The following is a 26,401-nucleotide window of genomic DNA, read 5'->3' as shown; positions in this document are numbered from 1 at the left end:
GGAGGACACCTCTTGTCTATTCCGCTGCTCCAAAAAGTCCGCGTTGGCGCCTATATCTTCCGCCAGCATTTCGGCGGCAATAAGCGTTATCCGCTCGCGCTCATGCTCGAGCCGCTTTTCCGCTGCAACCTGGCCTGTAACGGTTGCGGCAAGATCGACTATCCGGATCCCATCCTGAACCAGCGTCTGTCGCTCGAGGAATGCCTCGGCGCGGTGGACGAATGCGGTGCGCCGGTCGTCTCGATCGCCGGCGGCGAGCCGCTGCTGCACAAGGAAATGCCCCAGATCGTCAAGGGCATCATGGCGCGCAAGAAGTTCGTGTATCTCTGCACGAACGCGCTGCTCATGGAAAAGAAGATGGACGACTACGAGCCGAGCCCGTACTTCGTCTGGTCGGTCCACCTGGACGGCGACCGCGAAGCGCACGATCACTCGGTATCGCAGGAAGGCGTGTACGACAAGGCCGTCGCGGCCATCAAGGAAGCCAAGCGCCGCGGCTTCCGCGTGAACATCAACTGCACGCTGTTCAACGACGCGCAGCCGGATCGCGTGGCGAAGTTCTTCGACACGGCGCACGCCATCGGCGTGGACGGCATCACGGTCTCGCCGGGCTATGCGTATGAGCGCGCGCCGGACCAGCAGCACTTCCTGAACCGCGACAAGACCAAGAACCTGTTCCGCGAGATCTTCAAGCGCGGCAACAACGGCAAGAAGTGGTCGTTCAGCCAGTCGAGCCTGTTCCTCGACTTCCTGGCCGGCAACCAGACCTACGAATGCACGCCCTGGGGCAACCCGGCGCGCACGGTGTTCGGCTGGCAGAAGCCCTGCTATCTGGTCGGCGAAGGTTACGTCAAGACCTTCAAGGAACTGATGGAAACGACCGAGTGGGACAAGTACGGCACGGGCAAGTACGAGAAGTGCGCGGACTGCATGGTCCACTGCGGCTTCGAGGCCACCGCCGTGATGGACACGGTCGCGCATCCGCTCAAGGCCGCGCGTATCGCGCTGTCGGGTCCGCGCACCACGGGCGCGTTCGCCAAGGACATCCCGCTGGACACACAGCGTCCGGCTGACTACGTGTTCTCGCGTCACGTCGAAATCAAGCTCGAAGAGATCAAGAACTCGGCGAAGACCAAGAAGCCGGTGACGGTCGCGGCAAGCTGAGTTTTTCCGGTGCGCTTTTTAAGGCGCTGGGAAGAGAAAAGGGCGCAACGGTGCAAACCGTTGCGCCCTTTGTTTTTGCGCGTCGATCTGGCGACGCCATGAAAAAAGCGCGATGACTTTCGCCATCGCGCCTTCGTCTTTATCGGCCCTATCAGACCGGCAGTGTTTGCTTCAGCAGCACTTGCCCGCGCCCGACCCGTAACGCGCGTTCTGGCGCTCGCGGAAGAATTCCTCGTAGGTCATGACCGGGCGATCGGGATGCGTCGCGCGCATGTGCGCGACGTAGCCGTCGTAGTCCGGCAGACCGACCATCAGACGCATGGCCTGGCCGAGATAGCGCCCGGCCGTCTGCACGTTGTCGCGAAGTTCCGAGAACATGTTGCGCTCCGTTATGCAGGCGATTTAGTGCGCGCTCTGGCGCGTCGCGATCGTGGCGCCCGCAGGCAACGCTTCGTACGGCGTTTCCTGCACGGTCGGACGATCCGCGCGGCGCGCACGCGCAATCGCGATCAGGCCATAAATCACGATGCTGACCACCACGAAAATGAACAGGCCCGACAGCGCCGCATCCACGTAGTCGTTGAAGATCATGCGCTGCATCTGCTCGGCCGATTTCGCGGGCGCGAGAATCTGGCCCGCATCGAGCGCCGCCGACAGCTTCTGCGCATGCGCGACGAAGCTCACCTTCGGGCTGCTGTCGAAGATCTTCTGCAGGCCGGCCGTGAGCGTGCAGATCAGCAGCCAGAGCGTCGGCACGGCGGTAACCCAGGCGAACTTCTCGCGCTTCATCTTGAACAGCACGACGGTGCCGAGCATCAGCGCGATACCGGCGAGCATCTGGTTCGAGATGCCGAACAGCGGCCACAGCGTATTGATGCCGCCCAGCGGATCGACCACGCCCTGATACAGGAAGTAGCCCCACGCGGCCACGCACAGCGCCGTGGCGATCAGGTTCGCGGGCAGCGATTCGGTGCGCTTGAGCGCCGGGTGGAACGTGCCCAGCAAGTCTTGCAGCATGAAGCGGCCCGCACGCGTGCCCGCGTCAACGGCGGTCAGGATGAAGAGCGCTTCGAACAGGATCGCGAAGTGATACCAGAACGCCATCATCGCCTGGCCGCCGATCACCTGATGCAGGATCTGCGCCATGCCGACCGCCAGCGTCGGTGCGCCGCCGGCGCGCGCAACGATGGTCGTCTCGCCCACGGCCTTGGCCGTCTGCGTGAGCATGTCCGGGGTGAGCACGAAGCCCCACTGGCCGACCGTATGCGCGACCGCGTCCGGCGTCGTGCCGAGCACCGCGAGCGGCGCGTTCATCGCGAAGTACACGCCCGGTTCGATCACCGAAGCGGCCACCAGCGCCATGATCGCGACGAACGATTCCATCAGCATCGCGCCGTAACCGATGAAGCGCGCGTTGGTTTCGTTATCGAGCAGCTTGGGCGTCGTGCCCGACGAGATCAGCGCGTGGAAGCCGGAGACCGAACCGCACGCGATCGTGATGAAGAGGAACGGGAACAGGTTGCCCGACCACACCGGACCGGAGCCGTCGATGAACTTCGTGAAGGCGGGCATCTTCAGTTCCGGCGCGACGATCAGAATGCCGATCGCGAGCGCGAGGATCGTGCCGATCTTCAGGAACGTCGACAGATAGTCGCGCGGCGCGAGCAGCAGCCACACCGGCAGCACCGACGCCACGAAGCCATAGCCGATCAGGATCCACGTCAGCTGCGTGCCCGTGAACGTGAACATCGCGGCGAGCGTGGGCGAATCGTGCACGTGCTGGCCGAAGGCGATCGACGCCATCAGCAGGACAAAGCCGATGATCGAGATTTCGCCGATCTTGCCCGGGCGGATGTACCGCACATAAAGGCCCATGAAGATCGCGATGGGAATCGTCGCGGCCACGGTGAAGGTGCCCCACGGCGAATTCGTCAGCGCCTTTACCACGATCAGCGCGAGCACCGCGAGAATGATGATCATGATGAGGAAGGTGCCGAAGAGGGCAATCACGCCCGGCACCGGCCCGAGTTCCATCTTCACGAGATCGCCGAGCGAGCGGCCGTCGCGGCGCGTGGAGAGGAACAGCACCACGAAGTCCTGCACCGCGCCCGCGAACACCACGCCCACGAGAATCCACAACATGCCGGGCATGTAGCCCATCTGCGCGGCCAGCACCGGGCCGACCAGCGGACCCGCGCCCGCGATCGCCGCGAAGTGGTGGCCGAACAGCACATACTTGTTGGTGGGCACGTAGTCGAGCCCGTCGTTGTGACGCACGGCCGGCGTCGTGCGCAGGCCGTCGAGTTGCAGCACCGTCGACGCGATGAAGCGCGAGTAGAAGCGGTAAGCGATGAGATAAACGCAGACCGCGCAAATCACGATCCACAGTGCGGAAATACGCTCGCCGTGTGCGAGCGCGATGGTGCCGAACGCGAACGCGCCGAGCAGCGCGACTAGCGTCCAGACGACAAAACTGGATGTACGACTCATGGCGTCTCCTATTTTGTTTTTAGATTTGATGGGTTCTCTGTGCCCTGTTCTCCATACTAGACAAAGACAGGGCGAAACGTGGCGCACAATGGCGCACGCTATGGGCGCCTAGTATTCGCTTTCACCGCGCAAGCCACAACCGGACAACTACGTAAGGCGGCTACGTAGTATTACGTAGCCAACCAGGTCATTGCGCATTCACGGGCAGCGATAGCCTTGCCGCAGCGCGTCACGCACCGGCGTCATACGACGTGGCGAATCGGCCAGCACCGCATCCAGGCCCGCGCAAGCCGCCGCTTTGTAATCCGCCGCGCTGTTCACGGCAATCGCGACGATATGCACGCCCGGATTCGTGCGAAAGCACTGCACGGCTTGCGGCGACCATAACTGCGCATCGGCGACGCTCGAATGCGCTTCGCCCAGCGTGAAGCGCTCTGTCAGATCCAGCGAGCGGCGCCATTCGAAGGCCGTCCAGGCGCCCGTGAGCGGCGGCGCTTCGCAGGTGTGCGCCAGCGCGACGTTCGCGAGACGCGCGCGCGTCGCATCGCGCGACTCGAACACGCGCGCGCGCGGCCATGCGGTAAATGCCTGCTGATAATCCGCTTCGGTCGAATAGAGCAGCACGCGGTCCCACGCACCGGCTTCGTCGAGCACATGCGCCACGGCCGCTGCCTGCGGCGCGGCGGGCAGCGCCTTCATGTCGAGGATGACCGGGGTATCGGCGGGAATCGCGGCCAACGCTTCGGCGAGCGTTGGAATGCCGACCGCCCTCTGCCGATAAGGCCACGCGTCCTGCGACTTGAACTGCCAGCCCGCGTTGACGCGCGCGAGTTCCGCGGCGCTCTTTGCGGCGACCGGGCCATGGGCATCGGTGAGCGCGGCGAGATCGCCTGGGCGATAAAGCACCGGCACGCCATCGCGGCTCAGTTGCACGGTGAGCCAGATGGCGTCGGCGTGGCTCGCGAGCGCCGAACGGATCGCGACGAGCGTGTTCTCGGGCGCGTCGCCCGTGCCGCCGCGATGCGCGATGACGAGCGGCACCGCTTGCATCGTTCGCAGCGCTTGTGGCTGGGACGCGCCGGGCGACGCAGGGCCGCCCGCGCACGCCGCCAGCAGTAACGCCGTCGAGACAACCGCAACGGCACGCCAAGGCATCGTTCGCATCATGTAGTGGCTCATGAAAGTAGGCGCTTCGACAACGCGCGCGAAATCGTTGCGCACGCATCCATCTCGCGAGATTCGCGGGAACAAGGAGCAATAAGGAGCAACCGCAGGAATTGGCCATCCCCCGGCGCGCGCCCGGTTATGCTTGCACACTCTGCTCCCGAACGCCGCCATGCCTGCCCCATTTTTCTTCAACGACCGGCTGAAGACAAAAATCTTCCTGCTCGCGGTCGTGCCATTTCTCGCCGCGATCGCCAGCATCGGCATTGGCGTGCGGCAGCAGGCGACCGCGCTCGCGCGCACGCAGCACGCCACCATGCAGGCCGCGTATCTGTCGAGCAAGGAAATCGAGCTACGCCATTACGTCGAGCTGGCCACGAGCGCCATCGAGCCGCTTTACGCGCCCGACGCCACCACGGCCGGCACCGCCCCCGCAGCCCCGCCGTCCGCCGACGAGGCCGCCCGCCAGCGCGCCGCGCTCGCCGTGCTGCAAAAAATGGACTTCGGCACCGACGGCTATTTCTTCGTCTACGACATGCATGGCCGCTCGCTCATGCATCCGCGCGAGCCGGGCCTCGTCGGCCAGGATCTGTGGAACCTGCGCGATCCGCAAGGCGCGCTGACGATCCAGCAGCTCGTCAGCGCGGCGCAGCATGGCGGCGGCTTCGTGCGCTACATGTGGCATCGGCCTTCGACGGGCAAGCTCGCGCCCAAGCTCGGTTATGTGGTCGCGCTGCCGCGCTGGGGCTGGATGGTCGGCACGGGCATCTATCTCGACGATGTCGACTCCACGCTTGCCCATATCGACGAGCGCGCCTCGGCCAATATCGAGCGCACGCTGCAATGGCTCGGCGTGATCGCGCTGGCGGGGGTGGGCGTGTTCGCGCTCGGCGCGCTCGTGCTCAACGTGAGCGAGTACCGCAGCACCGACGCCAAGCTCAAGCGTCTCGCCCAGCAGGTCGTGGAGTCGCAGGAGCAGGAGCGCGCGCGCCTGTCGCGCGAGCTGCACGACGGCATCAGCCAGATGCTGGTGTCGGCCAAGCTGCTGCTCGAATCGGCGCTCGCGCGCTTCGAGCGGGGCGAGACGCGCGTCACCGCCGCCGAGGCCTCGCTGTCCACCGGGCTTACGCGGCTCTCGGACACGCTGCGCGAAGTGCGCCGCATCTCGCACGCGCTGCGCCCGGCGATGCTCGACGATCTGGGTCTGGCCGCCGCGCTCGAACAGCTCACGCGCGAACTCGCCGATGAATCGTCGGTGGAAATCGGCTTCACGCAGGCAGGCGAGGGCAGCAAACCCGCTAGCCCGCTGGGCGCGCCCTTGCCCGACGCCGTCAACACCGCCCTGTTTCGCATCGCGCAGGAAGCGCTCACCAACATCGTCAGGCACGCCCATGCGCGCCGCGCCGCGCTCACGCTCGATATCGCGCAGGATGGCGTGACGCTTTCCATCGCCGACAATGGGCGCGGCTTCGATGTCGCGCTCGCGCAAGCCGATCCACGCGGCGGCATGGGACTGCGCAACATGCGCGAGCGGCTGGAGCCGCTGGGCGGCCAGCTCTCGATCAGCTCGAAACCGGGCCATACGGTGTTGACGGCGTGGGTGCCGATCCACACGGACAGCGCCCGAGACGAAGACGACGCACCGCATAGACCCGCAAGAAAGCACACAGAGACACCATGAACGAACCAGCCAAAGCCGCGCGCCTCGTACTCGTCGACGATCACCCGCTCGTGCGCGACGGTCTGCGCGCGCGGCTCGAAGCCGTGCCGGGCCTCGAAGTCGCGGGCGAGGCGGGCAACGCCGACGAAGCCATCACGCTCGCCGCCGCGCTCGAACCCGATCTCGCGCTGATGGACGTCGGCATGGCCGGCATCAACGGCATCGCGCTCGCGGGCATTTTTCACGAACGTTTTCCGGCGATCCGCGTGCTGATGCTGTCGATGCACGACAACGTCGAGTACGTGACGCAGGCGCTGCGCGCGGGGGCGAGCGGCTACGTGCTCAAGGATTCGCCGGGGGCGGAGATCGTGCGCGCGATCGAGGCCGTGCTGGGCGGGCAGACGTTCTTCAGCGCGGGACTGGGCGCGCGCATGATCCAGGCGTCGCTCAGGGAAACGCCCATCGAGCGGCTCACGCCGCGCGAGCGCGACATTCTGGATGCCCTCGCCGAGGGCCTGTCGAGCAAGCAGATCGCACAGCGTGCGGGATTATCGGTGCGCACGGTCGAGACGCACCGGCTCAACCTCAAGCGCAAGCTCGATATCGACGGTCAGGCGGAATTGATCAAGTTCGCGGTGGAGAACCGCAGGAAGTAAGCGCCCCAAAAATGCGCCGTAAAAACACACACGGCGCGGCTCTTGCGAGCACGCGCCGTGCGAAATCCGTCTGAACGCCTAAGCTAGCTTGAATACGTCGAATCAGCTGCGCGCGTTGTGATCGACGAGGAACTTGATGAGGCCGTCGATGCCGCCCTTGGCGATCTGGTCGGCGAACTGGGTCTGATAAACCTGGATCAGCCACGCGCCCATCATGTTGATGTCGTAGATCTTCCAGCCGTTGCCGGAACGCTCAAGGCGATAGTCGATGGCGTCGTCGCCGCCGTTGCTCAGCACGTGCGACTGCACGACGGTGTCCTTCGCGGCCGCGCCGGTGTTCGACGGCGCGAACTTGAAGTTGACCTGCGTATCACGAAGTTGCGCAAGCGACGATGCGTAGGTCTTCACAAGCAGGAGTTGAAATTGCTCGTACAACTTTTGCTGCTGCTCGGGCGTGGCCGTGGTCCAGGCCTTGCCGATGGCGATACGCGTGGTGCGCTGGAAGTCGGTGGCCGGCACGAAATGGGTTTCGACCACTTTCGTGATCTGGGCCATGTCGCCGCCGCGGGCTTGCGGATCGGCCTGCATCGCCTTCACCGTGCCTTCCACGGCGGCCTTGACGACGGCGTCCGGCGACGACTGGGCGAAAGCGGCGCCCGACACGCCCGACAGGAAGGCGGCGGCGAGAAATGCGGTCAGATAACGTTTCATACGCGATTTTGGAACAGTGAATATCAGGTGCCGGCGGATGGGGCAGACTGAGGCGCAAGCCGCGCTGCGATCCCGCCCCGGCTGACCCAGTATAACGGCTTTGACGCCTGCGCTTGTGTGCGCACGGCACGCCTGACTGGGCGAGGCCGGTATACTTGAGCGCTTCACATCAAGAATAGTCAAACGACAAGGCCCCCTCGCCTTTATGCTGAAGCCATTCATCATCCACCTCGTCGCCTGGTCTGTGCGCCGCGCGGCGTGGGTCATCACAATCGCGCTCGCGCTGGCCGTCCTCGGCGGCGTGTACGTCGCGAAGCATTTCAAGATCAACACGGACATCAGCGGCCTCGTCGAGAACAACGCCGAATGGGCCGCGTTGGGCGACGCCAAGGACCGCGCGTTCCCGCAACGCAGCAGTTCGCTGCTCGTGGTGGTCGAAGCGCAGGCGCCCGAACTCGCGGACGCCGCCGCCGACAAGCTCGCCGACGCCCTCAAGCAGGACAAGCGCGAATTCAGCGCCGTTTCGCAGCCTGCGGGCGGCCCGTTCTTCGAGCACAACGGCCTGCTGTTCCCATCGACGTCAACGGTGCTGTCCACCACCGGTCAGCTCGTGCAGGCACGCCCGCTGATCAATCAGCTCGCGAAGGATCCAAGCCTCGCGGGCCTCGCCGGCACGCTCACGACCACGCTGCAACTGCCGCTCACGATCGGTCAGGTGAAGCTGCCGCAAATGGCGAACCTGCTCGGCAGCGCCGCCAATACCGTCGATCAGGTACTCGCGGGCCAGCCGGCCGCGTTCTCGTGGCGCGCGCTGGTGGACAAGGACGCCGCGACAAAACCCGCGTTTTCCTTCGTCACCGTTCAGCCGGTGCTGAACTTCGCGGCGCTCAAGGCGAGTGCAAGCGCCTCGCAGGCGATCCGCGACACCGCTGCGTCGCTGCATCTCGACACCGAATACGGCGCGCGCGTGCGCCTGACCGGCGAACAGCCGCTCGCCGACGACGAATTCGCCTCGGTGCAGGACGGCGCCGCGCTCAATGGCGCGATCACGGCCATCGTCGTGCTCGTGATCCTCTGGCTCGCGCTGCGCTCGGGCCGCCTGATCGGCGCCGTGCTCGTCACGCTGGTGGTCGGCCTGATCCTCACGGCGGCGCTCGGCCTCGCGATGATCGGCTCGCTCAACATGCTGTCGGTGGCCTTCATGGTGCTGTTCGTGGGGCTGGGCGTGGACTTCGGCGTGCAGTTCGGCGTCAAGTACCGCGAGGAGCGTTTCCAGGACAACCGGCTCGACGTCGCGCTGCTCAAGACCGCGCGGCTGATCGGCGTGCCGCTTACGCTCGCGGCCATCGCCGTGGCGGAAAGTTTCTTTTCGTTCCTGCCGACCGCCTACAAGGGCCTCTCGGAACTCGGCCAGATCGCGGGCGTGGGCATGTTCGTCGCGTATATCGCGAACATGACGCTGCTGCCCGCGCTCATCAGCGTGTTCAAGCCGAAGGGCGAGCGCGCCGCGCCGGGCTTCGCATTTCTCGCGCCAGTCGACAAGTGGCTCGCGGAACATCGCAAGCCGGTGCTGATCGGCACGCTCCTCGTCGTGGTGGGCGCGTCGCCGCTGCTGTATTTCCTGCGCTTCGACTTCAATCCGCTGCATCTGAAGGACCCGCATACGGAGTCGATGGCCACGCTGATCGCGCTGAAGAATTCGCCCGTCATTTCGATCAACGACGTGAGCGTGCTCGCCCCAACGCTTGCCGATGCGGACAGGATCGCGGCGAAGCTCGAAAAGCTGCCCGAAGTGGGCCGCGCGACCACGCTCAGCTCGCTGATCCCCACCGACCAGCAGCAAAAGCTGATGTTGATCGCAAGCGCCTCGCAGCAGTTGATGCCCGCCCTCACGCAGCAGCCGTCGTCGCCCGTCACCGACGCCGTGCGCGTGGACACGCTCAAGCGCGCGGCCAACCAGCTCGCGCTGGCGGCAGGCGACCATCCGGGTCCGGGCGCCGCCGAAGCCAAACATCTGTCCGACGGCCTCATGAAGCTCGCCGCCGCCAGCCCGGCCGTGCGCGACAAGGCCGAAACCGCCTTCAGCCTGCCGCTCAAGCTCGCCTTCGCGCAGCTCGAACGCCTGCTCCAGCCTTCGGAGATCACGCGTGAGAATTTGCCGCCCGCGATGGTCGGCGACTGGGTGTCGTCGGTCACGGGTCAGGCGATCGTCGATGTCGCGCCGCGCGTGCCCGCGGGCGTCGATCCGAACGACGACGTCATGCTCGCGCGCTTCTCGCACGCCGTAAAGAAGGCGGAGCCGAACGCGATCGGCGGCCCGATCTCGATCCTGCATTCGGCCAACGTGATCATCCTGGCGTTCCTGCAGGCGGCGTGCTGGTCGGTGCTGCTCATCACGGCGCTGCTGTGGATCACGCTGCGCCATTTCGGCGACGTGCTGCGCACGCTGATTCCGCTGCTGGTATCGGCGCTCGTGACGCTGGAGTTGTGCGTTGTGTTCGGTATCCAACTCAATTTCGCCAACATCATCGCGCTTCCCCTGATGCTGGGCGTCGGCGTCGCGTTCAAAATCTATTTCGTGATGGCATGGCGGGCGGGGCAGACCGGCCTGCTGCATTCGAGCCTCACACATGCGGTGCTGTTCTCGGCCGCAACCACCGCCACGGCGTTCGGCAGCCTGTGGCTTTCGCACCATCCGGGCACGTCGAGCATGGGCAAACTGCTCGCGCTGTCCTTGTTATGTACGCTGATCGGCGCCGTGGTGTTCCAGCCGGTGCTGATGGGCAAGCCGCGCGTCAAGCGCGCAGGATCGCAAATGCAGGGGATCGATCAATGAAGAAAAAACAAGCCGCGCTCACCATGGCGGCGGCGAGCCTGACGCTCCTCGTGACGTCAGGTTGCGCAACCGGTCCTGACCGCAAGCCGGGCGACCCGTTCGAACCGGCCAACCGGGCGATCTTCAAGTTCAACGATGAACTCGACACCCATATCGCGCAGCCGATCGCGAAGGGTTACCAGAAAGTCACGCCGCAGCCGATGCGCCAGGCGATCTCCAACTTCTTCTCGAATCTTGGCGACGTCAGCAACTTCGCCAACGATCTGCTGCAGTTGAAGATCACCGACGCGACCGAAGACCTCATGCGTCTGGCCATGAACACGACCTTCGGTCTGGGCGGCCTGATCGACTTCGCCACGCCAGCCGGCCTGCCCAAGCACCATCAGGACTTCGGCCTGACGATGGGCCACTACGGCGTGCCGGCCGGCCCCTACCTCGTGCTGCCGCTGTTCGGGCCGAGTTCGATTCGCGACGGCATCGGCATGGGCGTGGACGTGAAGTTCAATCTGCTCAACTACATCGAGCCTGCGGTGCGCAACCCGATGTATATCGCGCAGTTCATCAGCACGCGCGCGGATCTGCTGGGCGCGACCGATCTGCTGCAGCAGGCGGCGCTCGACAAGTATTCGTTCGTGCGCGACGCGTACCGCCAGCAGCGCCAGTCGATGATCCGCGGCTCGCAGAGCAACAACGCGCCGCTGCCGGATTACGGCGATCCGGGCGCCACCGACGACAACGGCGGCGCGGGCAAGTCGAATAACGGGCTGCCCAACTACGAGGACCCGGGCGACTCGAAGGGCGGCTCCGGCGCGTCGAATAACAATGGCCTGCCGAACTACGAAGATCCGGGCGAGGGCAGTGCGGCTGCGCCTGCTGCCGATGCGGCGGGTGCAGGGGCCGGCGCAGGCGCTGCTGCCGCGGCGGGCACCGCTGGCGTGGCGGCTGGCCGGGCTGCGTCCGCGCCGCTTGCTGCTTCGGCACCTAAAGCGGCTTCCGGCGCAGTGCCTGCCACGGCGGCTTCGGCGCCCGCGACGGCCGCGCCCGCGCAGCCGGCATCGGCGCCCTGAGCGCGATGGGAGGGTGATGAGGCCGCCTGTTTGTGTGGGCGGTTCAGATGCGAAAAACCCGGCAAGGTCGATGACCTTGCCGGGTTTTTTATCGACGGCGATCGAACAAGGCATTTATCTCGTCGTTGGATACGTCGATATCACTCGGAGCGACCACGCCGCCTTTAGCCACCCCAATTCGGCAATCGGTATCCGACGTCTGCACATGGGGCACGAGGCGCGCGACAGGTCGCCCATCACGAGCAATGACGATTTCTACCTTTCGCCCCGACTCGATGTCCTCGATCAAGCCGGCAAGGCGCAAGCTAGCCTCTGACACGTCTACGAATTCCATTGGCTCCCCTTGCAATGGAACCGAAGTATGCATTGGGCCAGGGACAGCAAGCGGAATTCGTCTATCGGAGTTGATCCAGACATGAAAAAAACCCGGCAAGGTCGATGACCTTGCCGGGTTTTTATTCAGTAGACTCAGCAGGGCAAACCGCCTCTCAATGCACCGCTTCGTCTTCCTGCTGTTCCTGGCGCGCGGCTTCGTTAGCTGCTGCCGCTGCCGTCGCGTCCGTCGCCGTGTGCACGGTCTGACGATAGCGCTCGTACGCCTCCTCGGCGTAGCGGATGCGCTCGCGGCCGTGCGGCGCGGGCTTGCCGTCGGCGCCCATGTTCACGAACACCATCTTTTCGATCGTCAGGATGCTCTTGCGCGTGACCTTGTTGCGCACTTCGCAGCGCAGCGTGATCGAGGTCCGGCCGAAATCGGTGGCGATGATGCCCAGTTCGATGATGTCGCCCTGACGCGCCGAACTCACGAAGTTCACTTCCGAAATCAGCTTGGTCACGACACGCTGGTTATCGAGCTGGCAAATCGCGTAAATGGCCGCTTCTTCGTCGATCCAGCGCAGCAGGCTGCCGCCGAACAAAGTGCCATTGGGATTCAGGTCTTCAGGCTTGACCCACTTGCGGGTATGAAAATTCATTTCTGGTCCTCCCATGCTTGATCCGTCCCCAAGTCTTATGGAAGCAGACCTAGGGTTAACGCTGAGATAGTACCAGAGATAAGGGTTTTCCCTAGTATTTCAATATTCCCGCAAGCGATCCGATCAACATCAGCCCAAAAAGTCAGCGAGGAAATAAAGCGCCCGATGCGCCCAGCACCCGGCGCGCGCCGGTCAGTGCCTTGCGCGCCGCGCCGGCGTCCGCAGCCACGCGCAGCAGGCCGCCCAGTTGCCGCGGATCGCGCGCCAGTTCGCGCAGGATCGGCAGCACGGCAGTCGAACCGTCGTCGCGCAGACCCGCCATCGCAGCTTTCGGCAGGCTGCGCCAGGCCGGATCGACCACCGCGCGGCACACCGCGAACGGCAGGCCGCGCGCGGCCGCCGCAGCGGCGGCCAGATGCGATTCCATGTCGACGGCCAGCGCGCCGCCACTCGACTGATGCAGCGCCGCCTTGTCCGCCGCGCCCGTGAGCGGCGCAGCCACCGCCGCTTCCACGCCACGGCGCGTCTGCGCGGCCAGCGGCGAAGCCAGCAGCGCGGCCGCCATGCGCTCGCTCCACGCCGGATCGCACTCGACACGGCCAAACGGGCCATCGACGGCCTCGGCGATCACGAGCGTGCCCGGCTCCAGATCCGGCCCCAAACCACCCGCCGTACCGAAGCTGATGACGCCCGACGCGCCCCGGTCCAGCGCCGCCGTCAGTGCGCGTTCGAGCAGGTCGGCGCGCGCGGCATAGACGGCTTCGACGCCGTCGCGCCCTTTGCCCGCCGCGATGCTCGCCTCGAAAGCCATGCCGGTCACGGCGATCACGGGCAGCGCGCCGCGCGATTGCATCGATGCCACCGCCGCCATCACAGACCGACCTTCACGAGCGTCGCGCCGTCGCGCTTGAGGTTGCGGTAGCGCGCCAGCGCCCACAGCGGGAAGAATTTGCGATAGCCGTGGTAGCGCAGATAGAACACGCGCGGGAAGCCCGTCGCCGTGAAGCGCGTTTCGTCCCACAAGCCGTGCTCGCGTTGCGTTTGCTGCAGCCACGCGATGCCGCGCGCGACCGCCGGATGGTTCACTTCGCCCACGGCCATCAGGCCGAGCAGCGCCCACGCCGTCTGCGAGGCCGTGCTCGCCGCGCGCTCGTAGCCGCGGTATTCGAGCTTGTAGCTGGTGCCGTCTTCGCCCCAGCCGCCGTCGTCGTTCTGGATCGCGATGAGCCACTGCGCCGCGCGCTTCATGCGCGAGTCATGGTGTTCGAGCCCCGCCGCGTTGAGCGCGCACAGCGCCGTCCAGGTGCCGTAGATGTAGTTCATGCCCCAGCGGCCATACCAGCTGCCATCGGCTTCCTGCTCGGCGAGGATGTAGTTGTAGGCGCGCCGCGCCGGCTCGCTCGTGGCCGGCGACTCGCCCAGTTGCGCGAGCATCGACAGACAGCGGCCCGACACATCGGCGGTCGGCGGGTCGAGCAGGGCGCCGTGATCCGAGAACGGGATGTTGTTCAGATATTCGTGGGTATTTTCCGGCTCGAACGCGCCCCAGCCGCCGTTGCTGCTCTGCATGCCGACGACCCATTCGCGCGCCCGCGCGATCGGCTCGTCGAAGTGGCTGGTCTGGTCGAGTTTGTCCACGCGCTCCATCGCGGCCACCACCACGGCCGTGTCGTCGACGTCGGGGTAGTGCGGGTTCGCGTACTGGAAGGCCCAGCCGCCGGGACGCACGTCGGGACGGCGCGAAATCCAGTCGCCGCGCACGTCGAGAATCTGCAGCGGCAGCAGCCATTCGAGACCGCGTCGCGCCGCTTCGTGCGCGCGCGCGTCGCCGGTTTCGATCAGCGCATGAGCCGCGAGCGAGGTATCCCAGATGGGCGACAGGCAGGGCTGCACGTAGGCCTCGTCGGCGTGGATCGTGACGAGCTTTTCGACCGACTGGCGCGCGATCGCGCGGTGCGGGTGATCAGCCGGATAGCCAAGCACGTCGTACATCATCACGGCGTTGGCCATGGCCGGGAAAATCGCGCCCAGACCGTCTTCGCCGTTCAGGCGTTCATCGACGAAGGCCACGGCGGCGTCGATGGCGCGCTGGCGCAGATAGGCGGGGAACAGCGGATCGGTCACGCGCAGCACGCCGTCCACGGCGCGGAAGAAGCCGAACCAGCCGGGGCTTTGATGCGGCGCGCGCTCGTTCAGGCCCGTGCTGACGGGCGCGCCGCGGAACAGCTCGTCGATGCGCACGCCGCGTGGGTTCTTCGCGACCGGCCGCTTCGCATTCAGCACGAGCAGCGGCACGATCACGGTGCGCGCCCAGTACGACACCTTCGAGAGATGGAACGGGAACCACTTGGGCAGCAGCATGATCTCGACCGGCATCATCGGCACCGCGTACCAGCTGACCACGCCGAACAGCGCGAGCAGGATGCGCGTGAAGACGTTGGCCTTTTCCGCGCCGCCCGCCGCCAGGATCGCTTCGCGCGCGCGCACCATATGGCCGGCGTCTTCGGCGTCGCCGATCATCTTCAGCGCGAAGTACGCCTTGATGCTCGCGCTCACGTCCATGTCGCCGTCGGTGAAGAGCGGCCAGCCGCCGCCGGGCAACTGGATGCGGCGCAGGTAGCGCGCGATCTTGCCTTCGAGTTCAAGATTCGGCTCCTCGCCCAGGTAGTGGACGAGCAGCACGTATTCGGCGGGAATCGTCGCGTCGGCTTCGAGTTCGTAGACCCAGTGGCCGTCGGCACGCTGGTCGGCGAGGATCGCGTCGGTCGCGCGTGCGACGGCGTCGTCGAGCCCCGCGGCGAGTCCGGCATCGTGCGCCAGCACGGCGGCGGGCACGGCGGCGCCGTCAGGCGCGAGCGCGGCGGTGCGCGCGTGTGCGAGGTCGTCGGCCGGCAGGGCCTGGGAAAGATCGTTCATCGGTACATCCTGGTGTCAAGACAGGAGCAGATCCGCGGCCTTGCGGCCCGAGCGGATTGCGCCTTCGATCGACGCGGGCAGACCGGTAGCCGTCCAGTCGCCCGCGAGCGTCAAATTGTTCCAGCGGGTGCGCGCCGACGGGCGGCGCAGTTCCTCTTGCGGCGTGGCGGCAAATACCGCCTGCGCGTCGCTTGCGATCTGCCACACGGGCAGCGGCTCCAACGGCAGCGATGCGGCAGCCGCCACATCAGCCCAGACGCGCCGCGCGAGTTCGTCGGGCGCGAGGCGCAACAGGGCGCCGGCATCGTGAATCGTCGCACTCAGCCGCCCTGCGGCGACGTTGAGCCAGCCGGCCGTGCCGTTGAGCAGCACCATCGGCGCCATCGATGCGGCAAGCCCCGGCGGCGGCTCGACGGCGAAATGCAGCGTGATGATGGCGGTGTGTTCCTGCGGCGCCTGCTGCCCTGGCACAAGGGCGGCAGCCGCGGCGGCGGGCACCGCCAGCACGACGGCGTCGTCCGCGCCCAGCAGGACACGGCCACTGTCGAAATCGAGTGCGACGGCGCGCCGCGCCGCGCCGTCGTACGCGATCTCCAGAAGCGGCGAATCGAGGCGGATGGCCGCACCGCCGTGTTGCAGCATACGCAGCGCCGGATCGATGAAGGCGCTCGACAGGCCGTTGCGCGCCGTCAACGGCCGGAAGGCCTCGCCGCCGATCGACAGCGCCTCGCGCATCATCGCACCCGCCAGTTCCGCGCTGGCGTCGCGCGGCTCGACATTAAGCGCGCAGAGGTAGAGCGGATGCAGCAGGCGCTCCCAGAGCGGCCCCACGCACGGCATGGTTTGCGCGACGGTGCGGCCGGGCCTCGCGAACAGCAGCGGCAGCGCCGTCAGATAGTCCAGCAGGCGCGTATCGGGCACGCGCGCGTTGGCGTCGGCGATCCACAGCGGCAGGCGCGAGCGCGAAAAGCGCACGCTCCAGCGCGAGCGCGCCGCCAGATCCATGAATGCGAAACCGGGTTCGTCCGGGCCGGTGAGGGCATCGGCGGCGCCGATCGCGCGCACATAGTCGAGCGTTTCGCCATGGCCCGCCAGAACGACGTGGTTGCCGGTGTCGAGCGTGGCCGCCAGCCTGCGGTCATAGTACGAACGGCATCGTCCACCTGCCTGTCCGGCTGCTTCGTGCAGTGCGATCTGCACCCCACGCCGCTGCAACCGGACGGCCGCCGCGAGGCCCGCAAGCCCCGCGCCGATCACGTGGACGAGCCGGGGCATCAGAACAGCGCGTAGCGCGCCACGATCCACATCAGCCGCGCGCGCGGTTTGGCGACCTTTGGCCGCGGCAGGTCGAAGCCGCGGTCCACGGTGCGTTCGAGCAGCACGCGGTAGACGCCCGACATGATGCGCGGCGCCTTGACCTGCACGCGCGGCGTGCGGTCCATGATCGCGTCCGCTTCGGCGAAATGCTTGAGCGCACGCTCGACCAGCGTGGCGCACACGCGCGGCAGCGACGGATCGGCGGCGATCTGGTGCGGCGTCGTCGCGGCGATCCCTTCGCGCGCCAGCAGTTCGCGCGGCAGGTAGCAGCGGCGGATATCGGCGTCTTCGTCGATATCACGCAGGATGTTGGTGAGCTGCAGCGCGCGCCCGAGGTGATGCGAGAGCAGGCGGCCAGGCTCGTCCTCCATCCCGAAAATCCTCACCGACAGGCGGCCCGCCGCACTCGCGACACGGTCGCAGTACAGGTCGAGCGTGTCCTCGTCGGGCGCGCAGATGTCTTCGGCGGCGTCCATGGCCATGCCGTCGATCATCGCGTGAAAATCCTCGCGCAGCAGACCGAAGGTGTGGATGTGACGCGTGAGCGCCGCGAGCGAGGCGCGCGGCGTGCCGGCATAGCACGCGTCGATGTCGGCGCGCCATTGGTCGAGCCCCGCCGCACGCTCGGCGCGCGGCAGGTCGCTATCCGCGATGTCGTCGACAGCGCGGCAAAAGGCGTAGACCTGATACATGGCGTCGCGCTGCGCGGCCGGCAGGATTCGCATCGCCAGATAAAACGAGCTGCCCGACGAAGCGGCGGCGGCATCGGTCTGATGTGTATCGTCCACGACGAGGTTGGAAACGGCCAAGACGATCTCCGCTGGGGGGGCGCCCTCGACGGGGCGTTACAGATATTCGGGCCCGCATGTGGCGGGTCGCCCGCGCGCGCGGACACGCGCGAGGCACCGGCCCTGTCGGAACGCCATTCAGGGTCCGAGGCCGGAAACGCCCAAAAGTATATCAACCTTTGCCAGCCGCCGCAGTCGGGGGCCGTCCGCCAGGGCCGATGAAATGGGGGCAGAGGCTAACGGCGAGCGCCGCCAGCCCGTGATATCGCGGATTGCGCGCGAACGTCGGCTAATTGAGTCGATTATCGAAGTCATCGCACCAGGACACTCGATCCCGGCCAAGGCGCTAATTCAGTTCGTGCAGCAGCACCACCGAACGATTGCGGCCCTGACGCTTGGCGCTGTAGAGCGCGGCATCGGCTTCGTTGATCATGGCCTCGTAATCGTTCGAGCCCGGCCGCGCCGAAGCCGCGCCCACGCTCGCCGTGACGGACACGACTTCGCCCTGCACGTCGACCGGCGTGTCGCCGATCGTATGGCGGATCTTTTCGGCCACGCGCATCGCGTCGTCAAGCGGCGTGCACGGCAGCAGCAGCGCGAATTCCTCGCCGCCGAAGCGCCCGAAAATGTCTTCCTTGCGCACGACGCCCGCCACGCGCTGCGCCATCGTGCGCAGCACCGTGTCGCCGGCAACGTGGCCGAATTCGTCGTTGATCTTCTTGAAGTGGTCCAGATCGAACAGCAGCACCGACATGTCGCCGCCGTACCGCTGCCAGCGCGAGAATTCCTCGGCCAAGCGCGTTTCGAAATAGCGCCGGTTGCCGATGCCGGTGAGGCCGTCGCGATCGGCGTATTCGCGCAGCTTGGCCACGGCTTCTTCGCGCTCGCGCTGCATCACGCTCACGTGCGTCACATCGGTGATCGTCACGCATACGGCGATCACCTCGCGCTCGCGCATGAGCGGCATGAAGGTGCAGTCCTGCTGCATGTAATCGACGCCGCCCGTGATGGGGCGGTCGTGATCGAAGCGGAACAGATAAGGACGCTGCTCCCACGAACTGAACGCAAAGCTGCCAAGCTGGAACACGCTCTCGATCTTGCGCGCGAGCCAGGCGCGCGGCAGTTCGGGAAAGCGCTCGAAGACCGGGCGGCCGATCACCTCTTCGGCCAGGACGCCGCTGTGGTCCTGCATGAAGCGGTTCCACATCAGCACGTTCATTTCGCGGTCGAGCACGAAAATGCCGAAACCGACACGCTCCGCGACGAGGTCCGAGAGCGAGGGCGATGAAGCGGGGGTAGTCATAGGCTATGGAGCATGGCGTCGATGGCGCGGCTCACGTGGTAGATCGACTCTTCGGCCATCAGCATGACGAGATGCGCACGAAAGCGCTGGTCCTCCAGCGCGAAGTTGACTTCGACGAGCAGCGCCAGATCCCACGCGAGCAGGCCCGGCTGGAAGACTTCGTCGAGCGTGACGGCCTCGCCGAGCAGTCCCGGCTGCGAGAACACCGGCAGACGCCCGAGCTGGATCGAGCATCGACGACACGCATGCGCCCGTCAACACGTTCGCCACGTCGAAAATCAGTTCGTGCCCGGTGAGCGCGTCCCACGTCGATTCCACGAACGGGCCGCCCACCAGCGCGCCCAATTCGCCGATCTCGCCGCTGCGGCAGATCACCAGCGCCTCGCCCTTGATCTCGGAGCGAAAGCCCTGCCGCACCGCCGTGACCGGGCCGTCGATGCCGGTCATCTCGTGCAGCGCCTGCGCCGCCTCGCGCACCGCAACCACGCGCACGCGCGGCACCGACAATTCGATGAACGCATTGAGCAGGCCCGACAGCCGCGTGGCCGCCTGACCCATGCCGAGATTGGCGATCTCCTGCAGGGCGTCGCGCTGCAGTTCCGTGAACACTCGATCAGGCATACAACCCGTACTCCTTCAGGATGGGTAGCAGCGCTTCCTGGGTGACCGGCTTCGGCACGAACGCCATCGCGCCGAGCGCCAGTGCGCGCTCCTGGGCGCGCGGCTGGACATCGGCGGAAACGACGATCACGAAGGTATTCAGGTCCTCGTGCTGGAGCGCTTCGAGGACCTGGAAGCCGGTCATGTCCGGCATCGTGAGGTCGAGAAACATGACCGGTGCACGCCCGGCGCGATAGTGCGCCAGCGCTTCTTGTCCGTTCGACGCGTAGGAAATCTCGACGTCCCAGTCCTCGGGAAGCGCCTTCGTGAGCACCTTACGGGCTAACAGCGAATCGTCGGCGATCACGATGGGTAAGGACATTGGATATGCGGAGTGAGTGTGCGTTGGACGGAATGCGTTAAGACGTATTAACGGCGATGCGCGCGGAATCTTTAGGGTTGCGCGCATTTTATGCTTAAAGCATGGAATCGTTGCGTATCGGCAGCCTGCGAGCCTGCCAGCGTGCGTCAGGCCGGGCAGCCCGGCAGCAGCGGCGACGGTCGCCCGCCAGACGGAAGCAATGCCGTTTTTATGCCGCGTCTTTTTGGCTTACAGATCGAAAATGCCAGGCGGCGTGCTAACAGCACCCATTTTCGGGCGTGTTATTTAACGCGTTAGCGATTCTCGAAGCAAATGGAAACAAATGCAACTCGACGATAATCGTTCGGCGAACGAAAACGACTTATTTTTTCGGCTTTTTAGAAAAAATAGATCGATCCCTTAATTAAAGTCCGACGAATATCCTTTTGTGTACGTTTGCGCTACATGGATTTTCGCGCAATCGACACCGCTGGCGGAAAAATCGCCTTACTTCGCGCACCTCCGCGCGCCTGGGCGCAATTGCATGCCAGGCGCATGATTGCGCGGACGATGCGGCGTGACTGGACGGTGGTGCGCTCGATGGAACCCTGAACGCGGCGGCGCCTGCGCGGTCGTTTATCATGTCAAAAGCGATCTCAAAAACGCTTTGCAGCGTCTTCCAGCCTTTTCCGTACGATGATTCCCAAGCGGCCCGCAAGGCCTGACGACCGTTTGCTGCCGTCACCGCGAACCGACGAAGCGCCGTTTCCGGCGGCGCCCAGCCACGATTTCACGGTGCGCCGGCGCACCCTGATTGCGCTCCTGCTGGCCGCGATCGTGCTGCCCTGCGTCTACGTGGCGACGATGGCGTGGAGCGATCTGCGCACGCGCGAAGCCGATGCCACCGACGTCACGCTGCGCACCGTGCGCGTGGCCGAAGAGCACGCGCTCAAGGTGTTCGACATGAACGATGCGCTCGACGCGCGCATTGTCGATGGCGTGGAAGATCTCGACGACGACGGCATTCGCGCGAACGAAGCGCAGATCCACGAAAAACTCGACGCGATCGGCGGCGGCTACCCGCAGGTGGCGGCGGTGTCGATCTTCGGGCGCAACGGCGCGCTGCTCGCGAGCAGCCGTTACTCGCCGCCGCCGCCCGTCTCGATTGCCACGCGCGACGACTTCGTCGGCATTCGCAGCGGACGCATGCTCGATCACGTTTCGCGTCTGATGATGAGCCAGGTGAGCGGCGAGACCGTGTTCAACACGGGCGTCGCGCGGCACGACGCGGCGGGGCAGTTCGCCGGGCTGGTGTCGGTCGCGCTGCGCCCGCGCTACTTCAACAAGTTCTACAACGAGCTGCTGGGCGACGGCTCGCCGATGGCGCTCGGCCTCGTGCGCAGCGACGGCTCGATCCTCGCGTTCGAGCCGCCGCCGCGTGCCGTATCGTCCGCATCGGCGGCACACCCGGCGGCCAGCGGCACGCCCGCCTCGGGCGCGCGCGCGCCCGACGCCATCACGCCCGGCACGCCGTTCGCCGCCGCGCTCGAACTCGGCAAGGATTCGGGCGTCGTGCGCATGCATTCGCGGTTGCTCGGCGGCAATGCAATCGTGGCGTTCCGCCGCGTGGGCGCGTATCCCGTCTACGTGACCTGCGCGTATCGCGCCTCGGCGATCTGGGCCGGGTGGTATCGGCATCTGAGCGTGCTGCTGATTTCGATGTTCACGCCGTCGATTGCGTTGTGGTGCGTGATCTGGCTGTCGCTGCGCCGTCTCGCCGCCGAAGAGGAAGCGTGGGAGCGCTGGCAGGCCGAAGCGTCGATGCGGCGCTCGATCGAGTCGGCCTACCGGCAGTCGCGCAAGATGGAGGCGCTCGGCAATCTGGTCGGCAGCGTCGCGCACGATTTCAACAATCTGCTGATGATCGTCTCGGCCAACGTGCAGATCGCGCGCCGGCGCGGCGCGCCAGGCCTCGAGCGCGAACTGTCCGCGGTCGAGCGCGCGCTCAAGAGCGGGCAGTCGCTCACGCGCCAGTTGCTCGGCGTCGCGCGCAAGCAGCCGCTGCGCAACGAGACGATTCAGGTCGGCCGCTGGCTGCCTGCGTGCCGCGAGCTGTTGCGCGCGTCGCTCGGCGCGAAGGTCTCGCTGGTCGTCGATCTCGACACGGACGTGTGGCCGGTGCAGGTCGACGTCGCCGAATTCGAACTCGCGCTCATCAATCTCGCCGTCAACGCGCGCGACGCCATGCCCAACGGCGGGCGCTTCACCGTCCACGCGCACAACATGGCGTTCCGGCCCGGCGAAGGCTTTCCGCTCGACGGCGATTTCGTGCATGTCTCGCTAGAGGACACGGGCGTCGGGATGTCGCCCGACGTCCTCGCGCGCGCCTTCGAACCGCTCTACACGACCAAGCCGAAAGGCATGGGCACGGGCCTCGGGCTGCCGCAGGTGTTTGCGTTCTGCGAGCGCTCGGGCGGTCTCGCCGCGATCGACAGCGCGATCGGCGCGGGCACCTCCGTGCATCTGTATCTGCCGCGCGCCGCCACGGCGCCTGCGCCCAGACGCGAGAGCGCGCCGCGCGAGGACAGCGCGAATCCGCCGCAAGGTCTGCACGTGCTGCTCGTCGAGGACAACGACGAAGTCGCGGCGGGCACCGAAGCGCTGCTGCAGATGATGGGCCATCACGTTACCTGTGCGAGCGACGCGGCGAGCGCGCTCGCGCTGGTCGATGCCGCACGTTCGGCCAGCGCGGATCGTCTGGACGACCACGATGCGCCGCATTTCGATCTCGTGCTGTCGGACATCCACATGCCGGGCAAGATGAACGGCATCGATCTCGCGGAAGCGCTGCAGCAGCGCGATCCGGCGCTGCCCGTGATTCTCGTGACCGGTTACGCGGAAGAACTTGAGCGTGCGCGCCATGTCGACGTGCGCGTGCTGTCGAAGCCGTTCGATATTGCGCTGCTCGAAAAAATGCTCGAAACGATCCAGCGCGAGCGCCAGGCGCGCGCGCGGCGCGAACGGGACGCGACGCTCTAAGGCGAAACGCCGACGGGGGAGGGCGTGAAACCCCGAGCGCGGGTCGCGTTGAATTATGCGCACGGCAGACTCCGTGGCATACGGATTGCGACATCATTGCACTTAGGAACGAAGCGGCCGGCGCGACCGCCGGCATTGCGGCCATTGCCCAGTAGCGACGAGGAGTGAGTGAGCCATGAGACAAACCGTGACGGGTCTGTTCGAGACCTACGACGCCGCGCAGCACGCGCAGGAAGCGCTGCTCCAACGTGGCTTTCCCGCAAGCGACATCGAATTGCCCGTGCATGAGGCCGGCGTGCTGGCCGGCATCGAGCGGCTCGTATCGAGCTTCTTTTCCACCACCGGCGATGTGCGCGCCAATGCAGGCGCGGTGCCCGAACCCGCGCCGCAGGCACCCGGCGCCCCCGCGACGCCGCAAGGCAACGTACTGATCGGCGTGCGGGTGAGCGACGAAGCCCATGCCGATCTCGCGCGCGAGACATTGCGCGACGAGCACGCCCTTGAAGTCGCCATTCGAGGCGGAAGCTGGACGTGGGCGTCGGTGGATGACGATCCGGTCGTGCGCGAACACTCGGCGCTAGAAGAACTGGGGCTGGCCGGCATCGCCGAGGCGATGCGCAGGCGCGCCACGCCGACCGCTGCCGCCAAACCGGTGCCGCCCACGGCGGCCAGTCCGGAACACATGGCCGCCGAAGCACGCCCCGTGAACGAAGCCGAAGCGACGGTGCTGGCATCCGCGAGCGCGCCGGGCGCGGGTGCGGTGATGGGCGCGCCCGCAGCGGCGCACGAAGCGCACACGAGAACCGTTGACGTGCCTGGCGCGCCCCAGGCGACGCAAGCGCCCAGCACGAGCGCGCCGCGCATTCCCGACGAATTCATCGAATACGAAGAGGATTCACACGATCATCGTGCGTCCGACGCGCCCGATCGGCCCGTGACGGGTTTCCCTCCGACATTGCATTGACGACGATGCCCGTCGCGATGACGCTCGCCGCACGGGCGTGCGTCATCGCGATGCCTGGTCAGCGGCCTACTTGCCGCTTCACCCACTCCACATAGCGATCGACGAACGTTTGCAGGAATTTGCGCGTGTCGTCGTTCACGATCTCGCCTTTCTCGTTGATCCGGCTCGCGTCGTGCTTGATGAACATTTCGGGCTGGCCGAGCGTCGCCACGTCGAGATAGGCGAGCACGTTGCGCAGATGCGCCTGCGAAAGCGCCGTGCCGATCGCGCCGGGCGAGGTGCCGAGCACTGCGCCCGGTTTGCCGCTCCACGAATTCTTGCCCCACGGTCGCGAGCCCCAGTCGATCGCATTCTTGAGCACGCCCGGAATCGAGCGGTTGTATTCCGGCGTCACGAATAGCAGCGCATCGGCGGCTTCGATCTTCTGCTTGAACTGACGCGCGACTTCGGGGAAGTCGGCGTCGTAATCCTGGCTGTAGAGCGGCAGCACGCCGATATCGAGAAACTCGAACGAAAAATCGGCGGGCGCCAGCGACGTCACGGCATGCGCGAGCTGACGGTTGAACGACTCTTTGCGCAGACTGCCGACCACGACCGCAACTTGATAAGCCATCTCAGTGTCCTCCTCGGGGTTTTCTAGCGCGCGCGAAGCGCGGGGGAAGAGAACCGACATCATAGGCGCGATGCGGAGTCGGGTGATTCAGGGTGTCCGCACGCGGAGCAGGGGGGTGTGGACAAGTCGAACGACGGCGGATTTATCCACAGTTTTCGTGCATAACCTTGTGCACAACTTCGCCCGAAGGCCGATGCCATCGGCCATGCGTTGGGATTGAGAACGCGGAGGAGGGCGCCTGCGTTTTGTGCAACTTCGTCGCTGCGCGCGAATCACGCGCAGCGACGCAGGCGGGTAGGGCGGGCAAGCGCGGTAATCGAACGGCCGTACTGTATTGGCTCAGTTGAGCAGGTACCAGAGCGCGAGCGTCAGGACAAGCCCCACGACCGAAACAATGGTCTGCAGGATCGACCAGACGAAAACGGTCTGCTTGAGCTTCAGGCCAAAGTATTCGCGCACCATCCAGAAGCCCGCGTCATTGACGTGGCAAAAGAACACCGATCCTGCACCGATGGCGAGCGCCATCAGCGAATTGTGCGTCGCGCTCAAGCCGGTCACGACAGGCGCGACGATGCCGGCTGTCGCCGTGGTCGCCACCGTGGCCGAACCCGTCGCCTGACGCAGTGCGACGGCAATCAGCCATGCCAGCAGCAGCAGCGGCAAATGCGCGCCGACGGCGATCTTGCTGATCGTCGTGCTGATGCCGGCCAGCACGAGGGTCTGCTTGAGACCACCGCCCGCACCAATGGTCAGCAACAGACCGGCGATCGGCGGCAGGCTCTTGCGCAAAATGTTCCCGACGCGATCGCGCGCCATGCCACGCGACCAGCCGAGTGCGACGATGGCAAACAAAACGGTGAGCCCGAGTGCAATCAACGGCTCACCGAGGAAATTGAGCACGTTGAAGCCGACGGTGTCGGGATGGAGCGCGAGTTTCGCCACAGTGCGACAGAGCATCAGCATCGCGGGCAGCAGGATCGTCAGCAGCGAGACGCCGAAGCCCGGCGCGGCCAGTTGCGGATCGTGGCTCGTGAAGACTTTGCCGAGATCTTCGGGTTCGGCCACCTGCATGCGGCGCGAGAGCCAGGATCCGTAGAGCGGGCCGGCGAGGATGACGGCCGGAATCGCCACAAGAATGCCAAACCCGAGTGTGATGCCCAGATCCGCATGCAATGCGCTGACGGCGATCAGCGGACCCGGATGCGGCGGCAGCAGCGCGTGCAAGGTCGTCATACCCGCGAGCGCCGGAATGGCGATCCGCAGGATCGGCTGCTGGGAGCGCCGCGCCATGACGAAAATGATCGGCACCATCATCACCAGTCCGACCTCGAAAAAAAGCGGCAAGCCGATGATGACCGCGACGAGCGACATCATCCACGGCAACGTGCGTGGCGTCGAATGGTCCAGCAAGGTGGAAACGAGCCGGTCAGCCGCGCCCGATTCGGCCATCAGGGCACCGAGCATGGCACCGAGCGCGATGATGATGCCGACGTCACCGAGCAGTGCGCCCGCGCCTTTACTGAAGGCGCTCGCTACGCCTTCGAGCGGCACACCAGCGGCAAACCCGGCCGCGAACGTACCGACCAGGATCGAGAGGAACGGCGCAAGTTTGAGTGCGCTAATCAGAATGACGATCAGCACGAGGCCGAGCGCGCAGGAAAGGATCAGGCGTGTGTCGTGGAACGACCACGCGGATAAGGTAGCAAGGGACTCCACAGGATTCTCGATGATCGGTCAGGTGTCGTTGCGGTTGGGGAAGGGGGGCGTGGCTCGCATGG

At 65.9% G+C, this 26,401-nt stretch carries 21 protein-coding genes and 1 pseudogene; 8 read left to right on the top strand and 14 right to left on the bottom strand.

All coding sequences use genetic code 11. The features are described from left to right. The first annotated feature begins 12 nt into the window (after nt 1-12). Nucleotides 13-1,164 carry an adenosyl-hopene transferase HpnH gene (gene hpnH / locus B0G62_RS29285; RefSeq protein ID WP_103707665.1) on the top strand — a complete coding sequence of 384 codons (1,152 nt, stop codon included), beginning with the start codon at nt 13-15 and terminating at the stop codon, nt 1,162-1,164. A 171-nt stretch (nt 1,165-1,335) separates the two neighbouring features. Here the strand turns inward: hpnH and B0G62_RS29280 are convergent, their stop codons facing one another. The 3 genes from B0G62_RS29280 to B0G62_RS29270 form a co-directional block, all read right to left on the bottom strand. Further along, the gene (locus B0G62_RS29280) at nt 1,336-1,542 is read right to left on the bottom strand and encodes a YbdD/YjiX family protein (RefSeq protein ID WP_027820406.1); all 207 of its coding nucleotides are present in this window, start codon (nt 1,540-1,542) and stop codon (nt 1,336-1,338) included. 24 nt (nt 1,543-1,566) lie between these two features. After that, nucleotides 1,567-3,654: a carbon starvation CstA family protein gene (locus B0G62_RS29275; RefSeq protein ID WP_103707664.1), complete on the bottom strand. Its 2,088-nt coding sequence runs from the start codon at nt 3,652-3,654 to the stop codon at nt 1,567-1,569. Nucleotides 3,655-3,852: 198 nt separating this feature from the next. Then, a complete protein-coding gene (locus B0G62_RS29270; RefSeq protein ID WP_244193427.1) occupies nt 3,853-4,821 on the bottom strand; it encodes a glycerophosphodiester phosphodiesterase family protein in 969 nt (322 codons plus the stop codon). A gap of 169 nt (nt 4,822-4,990) precedes the next feature. On the opposite strand from B0G62_RS29270, the gene B0G62_RS29265 reads away from it, so the two are divergent. Continuing rightward, nucleotides 4,991-6,499: a cache domain-containing protein gene (locus B0G62_RS29265; RefSeq protein WP_103707663.1), complete on the top strand. Its 1,509-nt coding sequence runs from the start codon at nt 4,991-4,993 to the stop codon at nt 6,497-6,499. Then, on the top strand, nt 6,496-7,134 hold the full coding sequence (locus tag B0G62_RS29260) for a response regulator (RefSeq protein ID WP_103707662.1): 639 nt from the start codon (nt 6,496-6,498) through the stop codon (nt 7,132-7,134). The genes B0G62_RS29265 and B0G62_RS29260 overlap by 4 nt, the downstream gene beginning before the upstream one ends. Before the next feature lie 102 nt (nt 7,135-7,236). Here the strand turns inward: B0G62_RS29260 and B0G62_RS29255 are convergent, their stop codons facing one another. Beyond that, nucleotides 7,237-7,845, bottom strand: coding sequence for an MlaC/ttg2D family ABC transporter substrate-binding protein (locus B0G62_RS29255; RefSeq protein ID WP_103707661.1), 609 nt, complete (start codon nt 7,843-7,845; stop codon nt 7,237-7,239). Between the two features lie 205 nt (nt 7,846-8,050). Between B0G62_RS29255 and hpnN the strand changes: the two genes are divergently transcribed. The 3 genes from hpnN (at nt 8,051) to B0G62_RS31850 (ending at nt 12,064) form a co-directional block, all read left to right on the top strand. Further along, the gene (gene hpnN, locus B0G62_RS29250; protein WP_103707660.1) at nt 8,051-10,681 is read left to right on the top strand and encodes a hopanoid transporter HpnN; all 2,631 of its coding nucleotides are present in this window, start codon (nt 8,051-8,053) and stop codon (nt 10,679-10,681) included. Continuing rightward, the gene (locus B0G62_RS29245) at nt 10,678-11,748 is read left to right on the top strand and encodes an MlaA family lipoprotein (RefSeq protein WP_103707659.1); all 1,071 of its coding nucleotides are present in this window, start codon (nt 10,678-10,680) and stop codon (nt 11,746-11,748) included. The genes hpnN and B0G62_RS29245 overlap by 4 nt, the downstream gene beginning before the upstream one ends. Nucleotides 11,749-11,818: 70 nt before the next feature. Continuing rightward, nucleotides 11,819-12,064 carry a hypothetical protein gene (locus tag B0G62_RS31850; RefSeq protein ID WP_167401368.1) on the top strand — a complete coding sequence of 82 codons (246 nt, stop codon included), beginning with the start codon at nt 11,819-11,821 and terminating at the stop codon, nt 12,062-12,064. Nucleotides 12,065-12,236: 172 nt separating this feature from the next. On the opposite strand, the gene B0G62_RS29235 is transcribed toward B0G62_RS31850, so the two are convergent. The 8 genes and pseudogenes from B0G62_RS29235 to B0G62_RS29200 all read right to left on the bottom strand — a co-directional run bounded on the left by B0G62_RS29235 (nt 12,237) and on the right by B0G62_RS29200 (nt 20,028). Beyond that, complete coding sequence (locus B0G62_RS29235) at nt 12,237-12,722, bottom strand: acyl-CoA thioesterase (protein ID WP_103707657.1); 486 nt, start codon at nt 12,720-12,722, stop codon at nt 12,237-12,239. Between the two features lie 142 nt (nt 12,723-12,864). Then, nucleotides 12,865-13,575, bottom strand: a complete 711-nt coding sequence (locus B0G62_RS29230) for a phosphorylase (RefSeq protein ID WP_244193426.1) — start codon at nt 13,573-13,575, stop codon at nt 12,865-12,867. A 17-nt stretch (nt 13,576-13,592) separates the two neighbouring features. Then, complete coding sequence (shc, locus tag B0G62_RS29225; RefSeq protein WP_103707655.1) at nt 13,593-15,638, bottom strand: squalene--hopene cyclase; 2,046 nt, start codon at nt 15,636-15,638, stop codon at nt 13,593-13,595. Nucleotides 15,639-15,653: 15 nt separating this feature from the next. Further along, nucleotides 15,654-16,913: a hydroxysqualene dehydroxylase HpnE gene (gene hpnE / locus B0G62_RS29220; RefSeq protein WP_103707654.1), complete on the bottom strand. Its 1,260-nt coding sequence runs from the start codon at nt 16,911-16,913 to the stop codon at nt 15,654-15,656. Further along, complete coding sequence (hpnD, locus tag B0G62_RS29215; RefSeq protein ID WP_103707653.1) at nt 16,913-17,764, bottom strand: presqualene diphosphate synthase HpnD; 852 nt, start codon at nt 17,762-17,764, stop codon at nt 16,913-16,915. The genes hpnE and hpnD overlap by 1 nt, the downstream gene beginning before the upstream one ends. A 325-nt stretch (nt 17,765-18,089) precedes the next feature. After that, complete coding sequence (locus B0G62_RS29210) at nt 18,090-19,046, bottom strand: sensor domain-containing diguanylate cyclase (protein ID WP_103707652.1); 957 nt, start codon at nt 19,044-19,046, stop codon at nt 18,090-18,092. Beyond that, nucleotides 19,043-19,667 (bottom strand): annotated as a pseudogene (locus tag B0G62_RS29205) (chemotaxis protein CheC). Before B0G62_RS29205 ends, B0G62_RS29210 begins: the two are co-directional and overlap by 4 nt. After that, nucleotides 19,660-20,028, bottom strand: a complete 369-nt coding sequence (locus tag B0G62_RS29200) for a response regulator (RefSeq protein ID WP_103707651.1) — start codon at nt 20,026-20,028, stop codon at nt 19,660-19,662. Before B0G62_RS29200 ends, B0G62_RS29205 begins: the two are co-directional and overlap by 8 nt. A 675-nt stretch (nt 20,029-20,703) precedes the next feature. Here B0G62_RS29200 and B0G62_RS29195 point away from each other — a divergent pair. Both B0G62_RS29195 and B0G62_RS29190 read left to right on the top strand, forming a co-directional pair. Further along, entirely contained in the window at nt 20,704-23,046 is a 2,343-nt protein-coding gene (locus B0G62_RS29195) for a hybrid sensor histidine kinase/response regulator (RefSeq protein WP_103707650.1), read from the top strand. Between the two features lie 175 nt (nt 23,047-23,221). Next, on the top strand, nt 23,222-24,010 hold the full coding sequence (locus tag B0G62_RS29190) for a hypothetical protein (RefSeq protein ID WP_146055380.1): 789 nt from the start codon (nt 23,222-23,224) through the stop codon (nt 24,008-24,010). Nucleotides 24,011-24,068: 58 nt separating this feature from the next. Here the strand turns inward: B0G62_RS29190 and B0G62_RS29185 are convergent, their stop codons facing one another. Both B0G62_RS29185 and B0G62_RS29180 read right to left on the bottom strand, forming a co-directional pair. Further along, on the bottom strand, nt 24,069-24,623 hold the full coding sequence (locus B0G62_RS29185) for an NADPH-dependent FMN reductase (protein WP_103707648.1): 555 nt from the start codon (nt 24,621-24,623) through the stop codon (nt 24,069-24,071). A gap of 339 nt (nt 24,624-24,962) precedes the next feature. Further along, nucleotides 24,963-26,339 (bottom strand): GntT/GntP/DsdX family permease, encoded by a 1,377-nt coding sequence (locus tag B0G62_RS29180; protein ID WP_103707647.1) that lies wholly within the window; start codon nt 26,337-26,339, stop codon nt 24,963-24,965. Nucleotides 26,340-26,401 lie beyond the last annotated feature (62 nt).

The sequence above is a fragment of the Paraburkholderia eburnea genome, from assembly GCF_002917095.1.
Classification (GTDB): Bacteria; Pseudomonadota; Gammaproteobacteria; order Burkholderiales; family Burkholderiaceae; genus Paraburkholderia; species Paraburkholderia eburnea.
Note: the sequence above shows the minus strand (reverse complement) of the source record. Positions and strands in the feature narration are given on the sequence as shown.

Bases quoted from the DNA above. Each gene is read 5' to 3' on its own strand.
- B0G62_RS29200 (WP_103707651.1), bottom strand. From the start codon at position 20,028: ATGTCCTTACCCATCGTGATCGCCGACGATTCGCTGTTAGCCCGTAAG.
- B0G62_RS29265 (WP_103707663.1), top strand. From the start codon at position 4,991: ATGCCTGCCCCATTTTTCTTCAACGACCGGCTGAAGACAAAAATCTTC.
- B0G62_RS29230 (WP_244193426.1), bottom strand. From the start codon at position 13,575: ATGCAATCGCGCGGCGCGCTGCCCGTGATCGCCGTGACCGGCATGGCT.
- B0G62_RS29185 (WP_103707648.1), bottom strand. From the start codon at position 24,623: ATGGCTTATCAAGTTGCGGTCGTGGTCGGCAGTCTGCGCAAAGAGTCG.
- hpnE (WP_103707654.1), bottom strand. From the start codon at position 16,913: ATGCCCCGGCTCGTCCACGTGATCGGCGCGGGGCTTGCGGGCCTCGCG.
- shc (WP_103707655.1), bottom strand. From the start codon at position 15,638: ATGAACGATCTTTCCCAGGCCCTGCCGGCCGACGACCTCGCACACGCG.
- hpnN (WP_103707660.1), top strand. From the start codon at position 8,051: ATGCTGAAGCCATTCATCATCCACCTCGTCGCCTGGTCTGTGCGCCGC.
- B0G62_RS29255 (WP_103707661.1), bottom strand. From the start codon at position 7,845: ATGAAACGTTATCTGACCGCATTTCTCGCCGCCGCCTTCCTGTCGGGC.
- B0G62_RS29275 (WP_103707664.1), bottom strand. From the start codon at position 3,654: ATGAGTCGTACATCCAGTTTTGTCGTCTGGACGCTAGTCGCGCTGCTC.
- B0G62_RS29280 (WP_027820406.1), bottom strand. From the start codon at position 1,542: ATGTTCTCGGAACTTCGCGACAACGTGCAGACGGCCGGGCGCTATCTC.
- B0G62_RS29195 (WP_103707650.1), top strand. From the start codon at position 20,704: ATGATTCCCAAGCGGCCCGCAAGGCCTGACGACCGTTTGCTGCCGTCA.
- B0G62_RS29270 (WP_244193427.1), bottom strand. From the start codon at position 4,821: ATGATGCGAACGATGCCTTGGCGTGCCGTTGCGGTTGTCTCGACGGCG.
- B0G62_RS29190 (WP_146055380.1), top strand. From the start codon at position 23,222: ATGAGACAAACCGTGACGGGTCTGTTCGAGACCTACGACGCCGCGCAG.
- B0G62_RS29245 (WP_103707659.1), top strand. From the start codon at position 10,678: ATGAAGAAAAAACAAGCCGCGCTCACCATGGCGGCGGCGAGCCTGACG.
- B0G62_RS29210 (WP_103707652.1), bottom strand. From the start codon at position 19,046: ATGACTACCCCCGCTTCATCGCCCTCGCTCTCGGACCTCGTCGCGGAG.
- B0G62_RS31850 (WP_167401368.1), top strand. From the start codon at position 11,819: ATGACCTTGCCGGGTTTTTTATCGACGGCGATCGAACAAGGCATTTAT.
- B0G62_RS29260 (WP_103707662.1), top strand. From the start codon at position 6,496: ATGAACGAACCAGCCAAAGCCGCGCGCCTCGTACTCGTCGACGATCAC.
- B0G62_RS29235 (WP_103707657.1), bottom strand. From the start codon at position 12,722: ATGAATTTTCATACCCGCAAGTGGGTCAAGCCTGAAGACCTGAATCCC.